This is a genomic window from Bifidobacterium sp. LH_389 (assembly GCF_056357235.1).
In genome coordinates, this window is sequence record NZ_JBKEVR010000001.1 from 519,472 (window position 1) to 536,086 (window position 16,615).

The following is a 16,615-nucleotide window of genomic DNA, read 5'->3' on the forward strand; positions in this document are numbered from 1 at the left end:
GCCCGGTCCACAGGACGAACGGCACCGGCTCACGCCGACGCCCTACACTGGAGGCATGAGCACTTCGCCGTCCCACGCCACCCTGCGCAACTTCGAAACGCTGTTCGCCGCCACGCCGCAGATTCTCGGGCGGGCGACGGACTATTGGGCGAACGGGCGGATCGTGGAGGTCATGGCGGCAGCATCGGAGCCGCTCCATTACCGCGCGACCGTGCTGGGCAGCGGGGACGCCGTCTACACGGTGGAGGTCCGGCTCGAGCGGTCCACGAACGGCGACGAGCTCGGCGACGGCGGCGATTCCGCGGTCACGGACACCACGATTGCAGACCTCGCAATCGTGAGCACCTCCTGCGACTGCCCGTACGAGACGACACCCTACTGCAAGCACATCGGCGCGGTCCTGTATGAACTGCGCGAACGTCTGCGCGGCGACATGCCGGACGATGATGGCCGCAACCACCGGACAGCACCGAGAACCACGGCAATCCCCCGGTACGTCCTCGCCCCCATCATGGAACGCATCGAGCAGGAGGTGAACGAGTCGAACGGGCGGCACGTGCTGTTCTTCTGGTCGGTCAACTGCGTCGACTACGCCGATCATCTGCGTCTGATCGCCCCGCAACCCGAGGTGCCGATCATTCCGGCGCCCGAGGCCGGCCGCATGATCCTCGGTCCGATGGAGGAATACCGTCGCCTGCACGCCAGCGACACGGAAGACCCGGACGATCCCGACGCACCGGGCGCCCCGAATCCGTTTCCCCTCGACGCCCTGCATGGCGTCAACCCGTTCGACCAAGCGCTTTCCGGCCTCAACGCAGTGGTGGAGAACGCGCTGCACTCCACGGATTACGCGAACGCCTGCCTCAATCTGGCCGTGGCCATCCGGGCGCTGGCCGCGTTCACGAACGCCACGCGCGACGACCGGCACATCCTCTCGAACGCGAACGACGTACTCGTCAGCCAGATCCGCTGCGCCATGGAGAACGTGGCCTCCGACGCCGACTCCCCCACCGCCAGCATGGCGCTGGACCGCATCGTGGAGGCCGCATACAGTCCGGACATCCAATTCTACGATCCGATGAACGCCGCCATGCTGCTGGCGTCCGCCCTGGCCTTCGCCCGTCACGACGACAAGACGATATGGGCGTACGACGTGATCGACACTGCCCTCGAACGCTTCTCCCCCGAACACGACGGTGAATTGCCGCTGGACGCGCTGGCCACCTCGCGGCACGTGCTGCGGCATTACCTGCTCATGGTGGCGTACGATCTGCGCACTCTCGCCGGCGACCGTGACGGGCGGGACGATCTGTTGCGTGCATACCCGACGTTCGCGCCGCTGCAGCTGGTCCGCGTGGTCGAGCTCATGCGCGCAGGCCGCTTCCGCCGGGCAGAGCTGATGATCCGATCGTTCCTTGCCGACGCGGGGCATGATGGCGGCGAGACCGAGATCGGCCGGGGCGGCCTGCTCGACGGCCTGCTGCCGCACGGCTGGCTGACGCTGCTGGAATGCTGCGCGGAGGGCACGGATGATGCGGACGCACTGGCCTCGCTCTACCGGCGTTACATCGTTCACGCGAACGACCGTGCGGACGCGGTCTACGTGGACCGCCTGCGCCGGCTGCTGCGCGTGTGCGGGCAATCGGACGACGATTGGACTGCCACCGCGCTCGGGCTGGCACGCGACTGTGCGCGCAACATCGCATGGCGCATCAAGCACCGGCCGGAGATGACGGGCGACGACGGCAGCAGTTCCCGTCACAGCGCCTGGCGCAATCCCGCGTACGAAAAGCTGATCGTGGACGAAGGGCTTTCCGACGATGCGCTCACCTACTGCACCACGGTGGACTATCCGCCGTTGCCATTGCTCAGGACCATGGCCATCGGTCACCCGGACCGCGCGCGCGACGTAATCTACGCCGCCATGCCGCCGGGTACGTTGCCTGACGGTTTTTATGGCGACACCGGGTTCGGGGACGGCCTCAACCTTGACGCCCGCCGTCCCGTCTACCGGCAGATCGCCAAGCAGCTCAAACGTCTGGCGACGGTGTTCGGCGAGGACGAGGCCCGGCAGCTCGCGCGGTTGGTGGTGGACAGGTATCCGAACCGACCCGCATTGGCCGAGGAGCTGCGGTTCATGCTGTAGGAGGGAACCGATCCCCTCGCGTACGGTTTCGTATCAGCCGATACGATTTACGCCATCTGGCCGCCCCAGATGTCCGTTTTCGTATCGGATAGCCGCCGAATCGGACAATCGCCGCATCACACCCGCGTCACACCGCAGTGCCGTGCGCGTCCACGTTCGGATTTTCGCGCGGAGACTTGGCCGCCACGAAGAACAGGCTCAGCACGCCGACCGCGAACACGGCGGAAACCGTGATGATGACCCACATGGGTGCGTCCGGCAGCCACATGACCACGAAGAACCCGATGATGGACAGTGCGATGAGCGTCCAGCTGATCGCGCGCAGCCAGCCACGCGCGCTGGCGGGGGCGCTCAGTCCCTTGGAGGGGTTGCGGTAGTCGGGGTTGACGGCCGCGGAGGATTCGGCCGCATCGTCCTCGATGTGAGCGGTCGGCTTCCACGGGCCGGAGTCGTCAATGCCCTCCTGCAGACGGCGGGACTTCTCCTGCAGCGCGTACTCGTCCACCATGTTGGCCCGTCCCCTGCCGCGGGTCTGGTCGTATTGCTGCGGAATGCCGCGCTTCTCCCTCTTGGCGGCGGCGCGGCGCTCGGCACGATTGGGCATGGAAACTCCTTTGATTCATAGGAAAAAGGTCCTGCGGACTACTGTACCGCAGGACCTTCAGATTCGTCGGATGCTCTCGCGAGGCGGATTGGCGTGCCGGATCAGCCCAAGCCAAACCCGCCCGGGCCGGATCCGAGCAAACCGACTCAGCGCGGCAGCATCATCGGCCGCTGGGAGGCGGTGATGGGCGCCGGCAGTTCGGTGGAACCGGTGAGGTACCTATCCACGGCGGCCGCGCAGGAGCGTCCCTCGGAGATGGCCCACACCACGAGGCTCTGGCCGCGCCCGGCGTCGCCGCAGGCGAACACGCCGTCCTGCGATGTGGCGAAACCGTCGTTGCGCGCCACGTTGCCACGGCGGTCGAGCTCCACGGGCAGCTGATCCACGAGCGTGGAGGTGTCCGGGTGGAGGAAGCCCACGGAGATGAGCACCAGATCGGCGGGCAGCACGCGCTCGGTGCCGGGTTGGCGGGTGAACGGGCCGTTCTCGCCGGGAGCCACGTTCACCACCTTGAGGCCGGTCACGTGACCGTGCTCGTCGGACACGAAGCCCTCGGACGCGGTGGAGTTCTCGATGTGCACGCGCGCCTGCTCCTCCTCGGAGCCGATGAAGTTCACCGAGTCGGTGCTGTACACGTAGGTGCCGCCCTCCTCCATGGAGGAGGTCTTCTGGTAGAGGCGCGCGAATGTGGGCCACGGGGCGTTGTCCGGGCGGCTCGACGGCTCCTTGGGCATGATCTGCAGGACGGTCACGTCCTTGGCACCCTGACGAATGGCGGTGCCGAGGCAGTCGGAGCCGGTGTCGCCGCCGCCGATCACGATCACGTGCTTGTCCTTGGCGGTGATGTCATGCACGGGTTTGACACCGTAGACGCGGCGGGTGGCGTCCGGCAGGTACTCCATGGCGAAGTGGATGCCGTCGAGCTCACGGCCGGGAATCTTCATGTCGCGCGGCACGGTGGAGCCGATGGCCACCACGACCGCGTCGTAGCGGGAGCGAAGGTCGTCCCAGGAGATGTCCTTGCCGATCTCCACGCCGGTGCGGAAGCGGGTGCCCTCGGCCTCCATCTGCTTGACGCGACGGTCGAGCAGACGCTTGTCGAGCTTGAAGTTCGGGATGCCGTAGCGCATGAGTCCGCCGATGGCGTCGTCGCGCTCGTAGACGACCACCGTGTGGCCGGCACGCGTGAGCTGCTGCGCGCAGGCGAGACCCGCGGGCCCGGAGCCGACGACCGCCACGGTCTGGTCGGTCAGGCGCTGCGGCGGCAGGGGCTTGACGTAGTCGAGGTCCCACGCCTGATCGATGATGGTGACCTCGTCATTCTTGATCATGGTGGGCGGCTGGTGGATGCCGAGCACGCACGCCTGCTCGCACAGGGCCGGGCAGATGCGGCCGGTGACCTCCGGGAAGTTGTTGGTCATCGACAGGCGGTTGTAGGCGTCCTCCCACTGCTCCTGACGCACGAGATCGTTGAACTCGGGGATCACGTTGCCCAGCGGGCAACCGGACATGCAGAACGGGGTGCCGCAGTCCATGCAGCGGGCCGCCTGCTCGGTGGTCCACGGCTGCAGGCCGGATTCGGCGTGGACGTCAAGCCAGTCCTTGATGCGCTCAGCGACCGGACGTTCGGCCAGCTCGCGACGGGTGCGGACCTTCAGGAATCCTCTGGGATCTCCCATGTCAGTGGGCTCCTTCCATGACGTGTTCGTAAGTCTTCTCCCACACGCCGGGCGCGGAGAAGTCGAGGTGATTGGCTTCGGCGTCCGCCAGCGCCTCGAGCATGGCGACGTAGTGGGCGGGCACCACGTGGGTGATGCGGCGCACGGTGTTGGCCCAGTCGTCCAGCAGGCTCTGGGCGAAGGCGGATTCGGTTTCCTCGGCGTGCTTCTTGACGAGCGCGTGGACCAGCTCCTCCTCCTTGCCTTCGAGCGGCTGGAAGAGCAGGGAGCCGTTGTGCGCGGCCTCCGGGTTGACCTGCTTCATGTCGAGGTCGAGCACGTAGGCGTTGCCTCCGGAGAAGCCGGCGCCGAAGTTGCGGCCGGTGGGGCCGAGCACCACGACGGTGCCGCCGGTCATGTACTCGCAGCCATGGTCGCCCACGCCCTCCACCACAAAGGTGGCGCCGGAGTTGCGCACGCCGAAGCGTTCGCCGGCCCGGCCCGCAATGAACAGTTCGCCGGACGTGGCGCCGAAGCCGGTCACGTTGCCCGCGATCACGTTGGTGTGCGGGTCGAAGGTGACGCCATCCTCCGCGCGGACGATGAGACGGCCGCCGGACAGGCCCTTGCCGGCGTAGTCGTTGACCTCGCCGTAGACGCGCATGGTTTCGCCGCGCGGAATGAACGCGCCGATGGACTGACCGCCGGAACCGTGCAGGGTCATGTCGATCGTATCGTCCGGCAGACCCTCGGCGCCGTAGCGACGGGTGATCTCGTAGCCGACCATGGTGCCGAGCGTACGGTTCACGTTGCGGATCGGCACTTCGATGCGCACCGGCTCCTTGCGCTCCAAGGCCGGCTCGGCAAGGCGGATGAGTTCGTTGTCGAGCGCCTTCTGAAGCTCGTGGTCCTGGCCTTCGGTGTTGTGCAGAATGGTTCCGGGCACCGGGCCGGGCTGCATGAGCACATTGGACAGGTCGATGCCGTCGGCCTTCCAGCGCTTGATCGCCTCGTTCTGGTCCAGGCACTCGACGTGGCCCACGGCCTCCTCGAGCGTGCGGAAGCCCAGCTCGGCGAGGATCTCGCGCACCTCCTCGGCAATGTACATGAAGAAGTTGATCACGTGCTCGGGCTTGCCGCGGAACCGGGCGCGCAGCTCCGGGTCCTGGGTGGCGATGCCCTGCGGGCAGGTGTTCTTCTGGCAGGCGCGCATCATGACGCAACCCTCCACGATCAGCGCCGCGGTGGCGAAGCCGAACTCCTCGGCACCCAGCAGCGCGGCGATCACCACGTCGCGGCCGGTCTTCAGCTCGCCGTCGCACTGCACGACGATGCGCGAACGCAGGCCGTTGAGGATCAGCGTCTGCTGGGTCTCCGCCAGACCGATCTCCCACGGGGTGCCCGCGTGGCGAATCGCGTTGAGCGGGGCCGCGCCGGTGCCGCCGTCGTAGCCGGAGATGAGCACCACGTCCGCATGGCACTTGGCCACGCCGGCGGCGATGGTGCCCACGCCGAACTCGGAGACGAGCTTGACGTGGATGCGCGCCTTCGGGTTCGCCATCTTCGCGTCGTTGATGAGCTGCTTCAGATCCTCGATGGAGTAGATGTCGTGATGCGGCGGCGGGGAGATGAGCTCCACGCCCGGAGTGGCATGGCGGACCTTGGCGATCCACGGCGGCACCTTCGCGCCGGGCAGATGACCGCCCTCGCCGGGCTTGGCGCCCTGCGCGAGCTTGATCTGCAGGTCGGTGGCATGCATCAGATAGTCGGAGGTGACGCCGAAACGCGCGGACGCGATCTGCTTGATGCGGCTGTAGCGCAGCGGATCGTTAATGCGATCGTCCGATTCGCCGCCCTCGCCGGAGTTGGAGCGCGCGTGGAGCGTGTTCATGGCGATGGCAAGCGTCTCGTGCGCCTCCTGCGAGATGGATCCGTAGCTCATGGCGCCGGTGGAGAAGCGCTTGACGATCTCGCTGGCCGGTTCGACTTCGGAGATGTCGATCGGCTTGCGGTCGTGCTTGAACTTCATGAGGCCGCGTAGGGTCATGAGACGGTTGGAGGTGTCGTTGATGTGGTGCGAGTACTTCTTGAACATCTCGTAGTCGCCGCGCTGGGTGGACTGCTGGAGCAGGAAGATGGCCTCCGGATCGTTGAGATGGTCCTCGCCGGTGCGACGCCACTTGTATTCGCCACCGATCTCCAGATTCATGTGCGGGGTGGCGGTCCACTGGTTCGGATAGGCCACGCGGTGGCGGATGGCCACCTCCTCGGCCAGCTCGTCCAGCCCCACGCCGCCCACCTGGGAGACGGTGCCGGTGAAGTACTTGTCCACCACGTCGCGGCTCAGGCCCACGGCCTCGAACAGCTGGGCGCCGCGGTAGCTCATGATCGTGGAGACACCCATCTTGGACATGATCTTGAGCACGCCGGTGGACAGGGCCTTGGTGAGGTTCCTCACGGCGGTGGGCGCGTCCACCTTGAGGTAGCCGGCGCGTGCCAGATTCTCCACGGATTCGAACGCGAGGTACGGGTTCACGCAGGCCGCACCGTACGCGATGAGCAGCGCCACATGGTGGATCTCGCGCACGTCCCCGGCCTCCACGGCCATGGAGATCTGCGTGCGTGTGTGGCGGCGCAGCAGGTGGTGCTGGACGGCCGCGGTGAGCAGCAGCGACGGGATGGGTCCCCACGTATGGTTGGAGTCGCGGTCGGACAGCACGATGAAGTTGCTGCCGGATTCGATGGCCCGGTCGACCTCGGCGAAAATCTCCTCGAGACGCTCCTCGAGGGCCTTGCCGCCGCCGGCCACCTGATACAGGCCCTTGACGACGAACGGCCGGTAGTAGCCGCCGAGCACCTTGGCCTTGTCCAGCCTCTTGAGCTGGGCCATCTCGTCCGAGTTGATGACGGGCAGCGGAATGAGGATCTTCTTGGCGTGCAGCTCGGTGTCCTCCAGCAGGTTCGGCTCGGGGCCGATCGCGGATTCGAGCGAAGTGACGATCTCCTCTCGCTCCCAGTCCAGCGGCGGGTTGGTGACCTGCGCGAACTTCTGGTGGAAGTAGTCGAAGAGCATGCGGCTGCGCTTGGAGAGCACGGGCAGCGGGTTGTCGTTGCCCATGGAACCGAGCGGTTCCTTGCCGGTGTTGGCCATGGGGGTGAGCAGGAGCTTCAGGTCCTCCTCGGTGTAGCCGAACGCGCGCTGGCGGCGCTGCACGGACTGGCCGGAGTGGCTCACGTGCTCGCGTTGGGGCAGGTCGCTCATCTCCACGGAATTGCCCTCCACCCACTGACGGTACGGGTGCAGCGCGGCGAGGGACTTCTTGATCTCCTCGTCCGGGATGATGCGGCCCTCGGCGGTGTCCACGAGGAACATCTTGCCCGGCTCGAGGCGGCCCTTGGCCACCACCTTGTCCTGCGGGATGTTCGGCAGCACGCCGGCCTCGGAGGCGAGCACCAGATAGCCGTCGGCGTCGAGCTGCCAGCGGCCGGGGCGGAAGCCGTTGCGGTCGAGCAGCGCGCCCACCTGGGTGCCGTCGGTGAAGATGATGTCCGCCGGGCCGTCCCACGGTTCGATGAGCGTGTTGTTGTACTCGTAGAACGCGCGCACGTCCGGGTCGAGCGACTCGTTCTTCTCCCACGCGGGCGGCAGCATCATGCTGATGGCGTGCGGCAGGGAACGGCCGGCGAGGTGCAGCAGTTCGAGGCATTCGTCGAACGTGCCGGAATCCGAGTAGCCGGGCGTGGCGATGGGCAGCAGTTCCTTGAACTCGCCGAGCAGCTTGGAGCTCAGGCGGCCCTCGCGCGCGGACAGCCAGTTGCGGTTGCCCTGGATGGTGTTGATCTCGCCGTTGTGGGCGAGCAGGCGGAACGGCTGGGCGAGCGGCCAGCTGGGGAACGTGTTGGTGGAGAAGCGGGAGTGCACAATGGCGATGCGGGCCTTCATGCGCTCGTCGGAGAGGTCCTTGAAGAAGGGCGTGAGCTGCATGGTGGTGAGCATGCCCTTGTAGGTGATGGTGCGCGCGGACAGGGATGCGAAGTACACGCCCACCTCGTGCTCCACGCGCTTGCGGATGCGGAAGGTCTTGCGGTCCAGCTCGATGCCGGCCAGATCGCCGTCCGGCGAGGCCACCACGAGCGTCTTGAAGCTCGGCATGGTGGCGAGCGCCTGCAGGCCCAGACCGTCCGGGTTGGTGGGCACCACGCGCCAGGCGAGCACGTCGAGCCCCTCCTCGCGCACGATCCGCGCGATGGCCTGCTCCTGCTGGCCGGAGGTGGCGATGTCGCGGTCGAGGAACGCGATGCCGGCGGCGTAGCGGCCCTCGGCGGGCAGGTCCACGCCCACCGTGGCGCGCATGAACTCGTCGGGCATGCTCATGAGGATGCCCGCGCCGTCGCCGGTGTTCTCCTCGGCGCCCACGGCACCGCGGTGGTTGAGGTTGACGAGTACCTCGATGGCGTCGTCGACGATCCGGCGCTCGGGGCGCTTGTTGAGGGTAGTGACCATGCCGACGCCGCATGCGTCATGCTCGCTGTTGGGGTTGTACAACCCTTGGGAATCATGGATCGTGAGATCTAGCGGGGCGTGGAAAGTCACCGAAACCACCTTCGACTCGTTTTGGCGGCGTCTTGGCAAAGCCTTGGCGAAGTTCGGCAAAGGTCTTGACAAACCGCGGTTCTTTGGATAATGCGCTAGTCAGCGTACAACCCGGGTGTGTCAAACACGTTTCGGCGTCCATATACCGAGTCAGGGCAAAAGTCAATACCCTGTCCGCGGCACGCCCACATCAAGCAGCTTGTGGATCAGACGGCCGGGATACAGCGTATCCTCGAATTCGAGCCGTGCGATGGCGGTCACGCCCTGCGCGCGAAGGTGATCCTCGCGCCGCCGCTCGGCATGCACGGCGGCCTGCACCAATCTGCGTTCGCCGGAGCCTTCCCGGGATCGCTCCCCGGCACCCGACTGCGGCATCGTGTACTTTGCCATGCCGTCGTATTCCGCAACGACGATGCCGTTCGGCAGTTCCCAGCTGAAATCGCTGCGGTACGGCCCGAGCGGGTTGTCCGGATTCTCGAATCGGCGTTGCAGCCGGGGTTTGAGGAACCTGTTGCCGATCATCAGCGCACGGACCTTCGACTCGCCGCCGTTCTCGCTGCGCCCGTCCGCGTGTTCGCACAGTCGTGCAATACGCGGAGCATCCACGCCGCCCGCCCCCTGACTGCACGCGGCCGCCACGGCGTCCATGCCGATCCCCCTGCGCGCGGCGGCATCGAAGATGGCGAGCATCTCCTCGAACGGGAACGCACTCCCGCAATCCAACAGCGTCCGCACCGGATCCGTGACCCTGAGCCCGTCGACGGTCAGAACCTGCGGACCGGTCATGCGGATGCGGCGCAGCTTTCCCGAATCGCAGGGTTGAGCCGTGCGCGGACTGGCGATGGTGACGGTCCCGTCGTGCAGGGAATGGGAATGGTCATAGCCGTGGATGGTCGCCGCCGTCAGCCCGGCGAAGATCCACTCGGGATGCAGCATGGCCAGCGACCTCGCAACATGGACGGTGCGCTGCATGACCGTCATTGCACCCCAATAGGCGCGGCGCACATAGAGATTGCGATACGGACTGAGCAGCTCACCCGCGGCGACGCGACGGGCCAGCGCCCTTCGATCGGCATCGGTGAGCCCGACGGCGCAACGGCGTTCATGTTCACTCTCGTCCAGCAGGCGTTCGATTCTCAAGTTTCTTCGCATGGTTCGACCGTATCGACGCGGCTCGCAGCTACGCCAGCCGAACGGGCGATTGTGGTCGGACGTGGCCCCCTAACGGGTGGCTTCGGGCGTGTCCTGCACGAAACGGTGCATGGCATGGTGGATAACGGTCCCGCTGTGGTCGGACGTGGCCCGCCCGTGTACGAAATCATATCGGCCGATACGATTTACGCCATCTGCACGGGCCAGATGCACGGTTTCATATCGGGCGATACATTTTGCGCCATCTGGGGCTTCCTCGCGTACGGTTTCATATCAGGCGGTACGAAACCGTACACGAGGAACAACCGTGCCCGCATACAGCCTACAATGCGACGGACGGTGCATGGGTTCTCCCTATTTTTCTCCGTTCCCAGCTCATTCCACGGACTTCAATGCGCCGAGCATGTCCACGTCCTTGAGACGGCGGTACACCACCCAGCCGAGCATGGCGAGCACCACGACCACCACGGCGAGCGGCACGGCGAACGCGGGCCAGGCGAGGGCCGGGTCGAACATGACCTCGTCCGGTGGCACCTCGGAGACGATGTAGCGATGCAGCAGCGCGCCGAAGCCGTAGCCGGCCAGCACGCCCAGCGCGGACAGTACGACCGTTTCGCGATAGATGTACATGGTCGTTTCCCCGGTGTGGAATCCGAGCACCTTGATGGTCGACAGTTCGCGGATGCGTTCGGAGATATTGAGGTTGGTGAGGTTGTAGAGGACCACCACGGCCAGCAGCGCGGCAACGAGGATGAGCACCTCCATGATCTGGTCGAGCGAGTCGACGATCGTGGCCACCTGGTTCTTCATGGTGGTGTTCTGCACCACGCCCCTGACCCCGTCCACGGCCATGAGGTCCGCCCCCTGCCTGTTGGCGTTGTCCACGGAGGAATCCTTGAGGCGGACCATGTAGGCGTTGGACTGGTAGTCGGCGCCGAACGCGCGACCATAGCCCCCGGAGGACATGAACATGAAGTGGCCGATGTACATTTCGGTCACGCCATCCACGCGCACCCGGCGCTCCACGCCGTCGGGATCCGTCACGGATATGGTGTCCCCGGCCTTGGCTCCGAGCATATCCGCCATACGTTCGGAGATGATCGCTCCTCGGTCGGTCAGGACCTGCGGGTCACGTGAGACGCGGTCGCGCAGGGTGATGTAGTCGCCGAAGTTGTAGGCGTCGTCGGTGACGATGAGCGTGATCGTCTGCTTGTCGCCCTGTTTGCCGGCGGCGGTGGTGAGCTCCTCATAGCGGATCGGAGCGGATCGGCCGATCTCCCCGTTGCCGTCATCCCCTGCCACCGGCGCGACGGCCTTGGCCACGGCGTCGCGCTGGTCGGCGTTGTTGTCCGATTTTTCCGCCACGATCAGGTCGTAGTGGATGATGTCGCCGAACTGGCGCTCGCCGATCTGTCCGATCGACGCCTGCACGCCCAGCCCCGCGGTGAGCAGCGACACCGCGCCGGCCACACCGAAGATGGTCATGAAGCCGCGCGACTTGTAACGGAACAGGTTGCGGGCCGTGACCTTGCGGGTGAAGCTCAGATGGTCCCACACAGGCGTGATCCGCTCGAGGAGAATCTTCGAGCCCTTGGCGGGAGGTTTGGGCAGGAGCAGCGCGGCGGGTTTCTCCTTGAGCTCGCGGGACGCGGCGATCCACGCGGGAGCCACGGCGCTCGCCCATGCGAGCAGGAACGCGGCGATGGTCACGCCCGGATGGAAGTGCAGCTCGATGCGCGGCATGGTGAATCCGGAATCATAGGCGTGGTAGACGATAAGCGGCAGGATGGTGTGCCCGGCCGCCACGCCCAGAACCGTGCCGGCCGTGGAGGATGAGAAGCCGTAGACGAGGAATTTCTTCATGATGTCCGCGTTCCCGTATCCCAGCGCCTTGAGGGTGCCGGAGTTGGCACGCTCCTCGTCCACCATGCGGCCCATGGTGGTGAACGTGACCAGCGCGGCCACGAAGTACAGGAAGATCGGGAAGATGCGCGCAAGCTTCATGACGATGTCCGCGATGATCTCGTACACACGGTATCCCTCGGAGGTGAGTCCCTCGCGCCGTCCGTCGATCGAGTACGCGGGCACTTCGAGAGTGTCCACCTTTTCGCTCGCCATTTTGATCTGACGCTCCGCGTCGGCGATCCGCTTCTCGGCCTCGGGCTTGGCATCGTTGAATTCCTTGAGCTTCTGGTCGTATTCGTCCTCGGCCTTCTCGAGGTCGCGCTGGCCTTGGATCATCTGCGCGGCGCCGTCGGACGCCGATCCGGATGCGGCCGTGGAGACGGCGTGCCCGAGTTCGATCTGCTTGGATGCAAGCAGTTTTTGGGCCTCCGCGATCGCGGCCGCGTTCTGTTGGTACTCCTCGGATCCCTGATCGAGCTTGGCGGTCCCTTCATTGAACTGTTCAAGGCCGCTGTTGTATTGGCCCAGCATGGCGTTGTACGTGTCCGCGGCCGTGTTCCAGTCGGCGAGCGCCTGATCGTACCTCCCTTTGAGACTTTGGTACGCCTTGCCGGTTATCCCGTTTTTCTCCCATGAAGCGAGGAGACGGCCGGTGGCGTCGAGAGCGGTCTTGGAGGCATCGAGCGCCGCGCGGACCACGGTGAGCTGCTTGCCGGCCTGATTGAGCTGCATCCAGGCGAGTCCGAGACCGCCCTGACCCTGATTGAGCTGCTGGGCGCCGGTGGTGAGCTGGGTTTGGGCGGCGGCGAGCGTGGAGTTGGCGGAGGCGATCTGCGAGGTGGCGCCGGCGAGCTCGGCGGCCGCGGAGGATGCCTGGTCGACGGCGTCAAGCTGGCCCTGGGCAATCCGGTCCTTGCCGGATTCGATCTGCGCCTTGGCGTCGTCAAGCTGGGCTTGGGCGTCCGCGAGCTGCTGTTTGGCGTCGTCCACCTGCTCCTGCGCCTCGGCGATCTGCTCGCGACGTTCGGAACGGATGGAGTCGCGTCGGGCGGCGGGCTGGTTGGCGAGCCGTCGGGAGAGCGTGGTCTTGTGATCCTGCACGCGGTCGCGGTAGGCGTCATCCCAGTAGCTCAGTCCGGCTGTGTCCTCAAAGGTGACGCGGCCGATCATCGCCACGGACGAATCGAAGGTGTCCGGGACGACCACGGCGTATCCGTCGAGTTCGCCGGATCCGGCGGTGGACTGTCCCATGTTGAGGTTGGAGACGGTGTCGCTGGCCTCCACGAAACCGACCACGGTGAAGTCGGTCCGTCCGAGCACGGTGTCGCCGGCGATGTCCGGCAGTTCGGTCACGCGGATGGAGCTGTCCACGGCAAACCTGTCGCGCTGGCCGGAATCAAGGGCGATCTCGCCGTCGGCCTGTGGCAGCCTGCCTTCCACGACTTCGTAGGTGGAAACGGTCTGGGGCAGGGAATGGACGCGCAGGCTGTGGTCGCTGCCGGCGATGGTCACGTCCTTGAAGTAGCCGAATTCGGCGTCCTTCACACCGGCTGTTCCGCGGATGATCGCCTCGTCGTCGGCGGTCAGGCCGTAGTCGCTGATCACGGTCACATCGGCGAGGTTGTGCTCGTTGTAGAAAGCGCGGGCGGTAGAGCGCATGTCCGGCACGGTGGCGAACAATCCCACGAGGGCGAACGATCCGAGCGCCACGAGGCTCACGATGGAGACGAAGCGGCCCCTGGATTTGGCGAGGGTGACGCGGACGTCCCGCCACAGCATGCGTTTGCGGGGTTTGGGAAGCGTCATTGCGATCACCACTCCAGATCCCCGATGTCCATCGGGTGCTCGTTGACCTCAATGGCCTTGACGCGCGCGTCGTGCATGTGGATCACGCGATCGGCGATGGGCGCGATGGCGGAGTTATGGGTGACGATCACCACGGTGGCGCCCTTGATACGACTTTGATCCTGCAGGATCCGCAGCACCTGCTTGCCGGTGTTGTAGTCGAGCGCGCCGGTCGGCTCGTCGCACAGCAGGATCTTGGGGTTCTTGGCCACGGCGCGCGCGATGGCGACGCGCTGCTGCTCGCCGCCGGAAAGTTGGGCCGGGAAATTGTCGATGCGGTCCTTCAGCCCCACATCAGTGAGCGTCTTGACGGGATCCTGCGCATTGCGCACGATCTCGGAGGCAAGTTCCACGTTCTCCCGGGCGGTGAGATTGGCCACAAGGTTGTAGAACTGGAACACGAACCCGATGTCGGTGCGGCGGTAGTCGGTCAGCTGCCGCGCGGTGTAGTTGGAGATGTCTTTCCCGTCGATGATCACCTGTCCCTCGCTGTTGGTGTCCATGCCTCCCAAAATGTTGAGCACGGTCGATTTCCCTGCGCCGGACGATCCGAGGATGATCGCCAGTTCTCCCTTTTCGATGCCGAAGTTCACGTCATTGTTGGCGACGATGGTGGTGTCACCCATGTGGTACCGCTTGTAGCTGTGCACCATTTCGATGTAGGCCATGCCGTTGCTCCTTGTCGGACACTTGACTGAAACACGACACATATTTGTTTTACAACACATGTCGCTTTATGCCCTATCATTATGAACAACGCCGGAAACGCGGCGCAACAACCAATTGCCGCGACTTACGATGGATAAACGACACCGCACGGGCAGAATGTGAGGTAAGAATCATGCCGGACGAAACCGTCCTCTCCAAGCCGCTCGACCGGCGATCCCGCCGCACACGGACCATGCTGCATAATGCGCTGCTGCAGCTTTTGGAGATAAAACCGCTCAACAAGATCACGATCACCGAGCTCACCGCGCTCGCGGACGTGAACCGAGCCACCTTCTACGCACACTACATGGACATCTACGAAATGTTCGATGAACTCAAGCTCGAGCTCATCGAGTCCATCAAGGAGATCATCGCCCGCCACGGCGACGAGATCGCCGCCAACGACTTCGGCCCCCTGACCCGCGAGATCTTCCAGTTCTCGGACAGCCACGAGCACATGTTCTCACTCATCGTCGGCAGCCAGGGCGACGCCACGTACGCGGACATCATCAAATCGATCGACGAGTACTGCACCCGGACCATAGACCCCGTCTCCATCGCCAGTCCCGTGCCCAACGCGGACCGCGAAACCGTCGAACTCGTGCGAAGCTACCAGTTCTCCTATATTGCCGGGGGCATCGTGAGCGTACTGCGCGAATGGTTCGCCAACGGCCGCAAGGAACCCGTCGAGCTTATGGCCGCCATCACCGCCAACACCACCAGCATGGCCGGTATCAGCGCGCTCGGCCGCAACCTGCGCATTGCGGCAACAATGCGCAGGTAACCACTTCCCGCACCGCACCATGCGGCAACCGGCCGCAACGGCGGACTGCGAGGATCAGGCGATCAGCGCGTCACGGCGGGCGATCAGCGCGTCGATCGCCTCCTGCCCCTCGAGCACGGTGAACGTGACGGTCTTGCGCTCGCTCGTCTGCGGGGCGATGGTGTGCAGGTCGCCGCGCTCCTCGTGCCAGCCGCGTCCGAGCACGCTGGAGTTCGACGGCTCGAGGCCCACCACGTAGTCCCCCGCGCCCATCGACTTCCACTCCATGAAATACGGGAAATCCGCCGCAGCGAACTCGATCTTCACGCCGAGCCCCAGCTTCCGGTTCACCACGCCGGCGAAGCTGCGGCCGTCCGCGTCCGCCGCGAGCTCGTGCAGGTATACGCTCTCCGGCTTGTTCTCCACGGGCGCGCCGATCTCGTTCCACGGGGTATCATCCGCGGCGGTCGTCTCGTCGCGCGGGGTGGCCTTGCGGCTCGGGATCACCACCTCGGCGCCCTCGTCCAGCAGGGGCCAGCCGAAGTTGCAGTGGTACATCCACATGAGCGGCTCCTCGCGGAAGGACTCGTTGGTCACCTCGTCCTCAACGATGATGGACGGCGTGCCGTACACGCTGGTGATCCGCCGGCGCAGCACCATGTTCTCCCCGAACAGCTCCGCCTCGCGCATCTCGCCGGAGATCTCCAGCACGTAGCGGCCTTCCGCGTCCCAATAGGCATCCGAGGACACGTGCTCGGCGGGCGTGGTGCGGATGCGCCCGTGCATCGGGTAGCTGCCGGCCGGGTAGCGCGAGCCCGCCGGGGTGACGTACGGGCCGCAGATGTTCTCGAAGCCGCAGGTGAAGAACAGACCGCCCATGATGGATCGCTGCGCCTCGAGGCCGTTGGTGTCGAACTGGTTGCGCCCGTTGAGGCCCGGCTTGGACAGGAACGTGAGGTTCTCGCCGCGGTACTCGAACTGTGCGATGTCCAGCGCGCGGTCGGCCATGGCCATGAACCGCATGGGTCCGTTCTTCGCCTCGATCGCCCTCAGGCCGTGGGCGCGGCCCTCCTGGTATTCGATCGGACGCACGTAGGCGGCCTGCTGCACGCTGCCGGTACGGGCGAGCATGGCGGCTCTGGCTGCGGTGTTGTTGCGGTTGTCGATCGGCATGACGGTCCTCCTTGATTCCTGCCGGGAAACGAGCACATTCGACGGGCGAACGCGCATATTCGCTGAA

General features: G+C 65.5%; 9 protein-coding genes. 2 read left to right on the forward strand and 7 right to left on the reverse strand.

Going from position 1 to position 16,615, the window contains the following annotated elements:
- Positions 1–55: 55 nt before the first annotated feature.
- Entirely contained in the window at positions 56–2,146 is a 2,091-nt protein-coding gene (locus AC1AZA_RS02295) for an SWIM zinc finger family protein (RefSeq protein WP_476513111.1), read from the forward strand.
- 127 nt (positions 2,147–2,273) lie between these two features.
- Here the strand turns inward: AC1AZA_RS02295 and AC1AZA_RS02300 are convergent, their stop codons facing one another.
- The 6 genes from AC1AZA_RS02300 to AC1AZA_RS02325 all read right to left on the reverse strand — a co-directional run bounded on the left by AC1AZA_RS02300 (position 2,274) and on the right by AC1AZA_RS02325 (position 14,572).
- Positions 2,274–2,750 (reverse strand): DUF2975 domain-containing protein, encoded by a 477-nt coding sequence (locus tag AC1AZA_RS02300; protein WP_476513112.1) that lies wholly within the window; start codon positions 2,748–2,750, stop codon positions 2,274–2,276.
- Between the two features lie 146 nt (positions 2,751–2,896).
- Positions 2,897–4,429: a glutamate synthase subunit beta gene (locus tag AC1AZA_RS02305; RefSeq protein WP_476513113.1), complete on the reverse strand. Its 1,533-nt coding sequence runs from the start codon at positions 4,427–4,429 to the stop codon at positions 2,897–2,899.
- A gap of 1 nt (position 4,430) precedes the next feature.
- Complete coding sequence (gltB, locus tag AC1AZA_RS02310; RefSeq protein ID WP_476513114.1) at positions 4,431–9,002, reverse strand: glutamate synthase large subunit; 4,572 nt, start codon at positions 9,000–9,002, stop codon at positions 4,431–4,433.
- Positions 9,003–9,164: 162 nt separating this feature from the next.
- Complete coding sequence (locus AC1AZA_RS02315) at positions 9,165–10,142, reverse strand: hypothetical protein (protein WP_476513115.1); 978 nt, start codon at positions 10,140–10,142, stop codon at positions 9,165–9,167.
- Between the two features lie 387 nt (positions 10,143–10,529).
- Positions 10,530–13,865, reverse strand: a complete 3,336-nt coding sequence (locus AC1AZA_RS02320) for an FtsX-like permease family protein (RefSeq protein ID WP_476513116.1) — start codon at positions 13,863–13,865, stop codon at positions 10,530–10,532.
- 5 nt (positions 13,866–13,870) lie between these two features.
- Entirely contained in the window at positions 13,871–14,572 is a 702-nt protein-coding gene (locus AC1AZA_RS02325) for an ABC transporter ATP-binding protein (protein WP_476513117.1), read from the reverse strand.
- Between the two features lie 173 nt (positions 14,573–14,745).
- Between AC1AZA_RS02325 and AC1AZA_RS02330 the strand changes: the two genes are divergently transcribed.
- Entirely contained in the window at positions 14,746–15,396 is a 651-nt protein-coding gene (locus tag AC1AZA_RS02330) for a TetR/AcrR family transcriptional regulator (RefSeq protein WP_476513118.1), read from the forward strand.
- A gap of 54 nt (positions 15,397–15,450) precedes the next feature.
- Here the strand turns inward: AC1AZA_RS02330 and AC1AZA_RS02335 are convergent, their stop codons facing one another.
- The gene (locus AC1AZA_RS02335; RefSeq protein WP_476513119.1) at positions 15,451–16,548 is read right to left on the reverse strand and encodes an aldose 1-epimerase family protein; all 1,098 of its coding nucleotides are present in this window, start codon (positions 16,546–16,548) and stop codon (positions 15,451–15,453) included.
- Positions 16,549–16,615 lie beyond the last annotated feature (67 nt).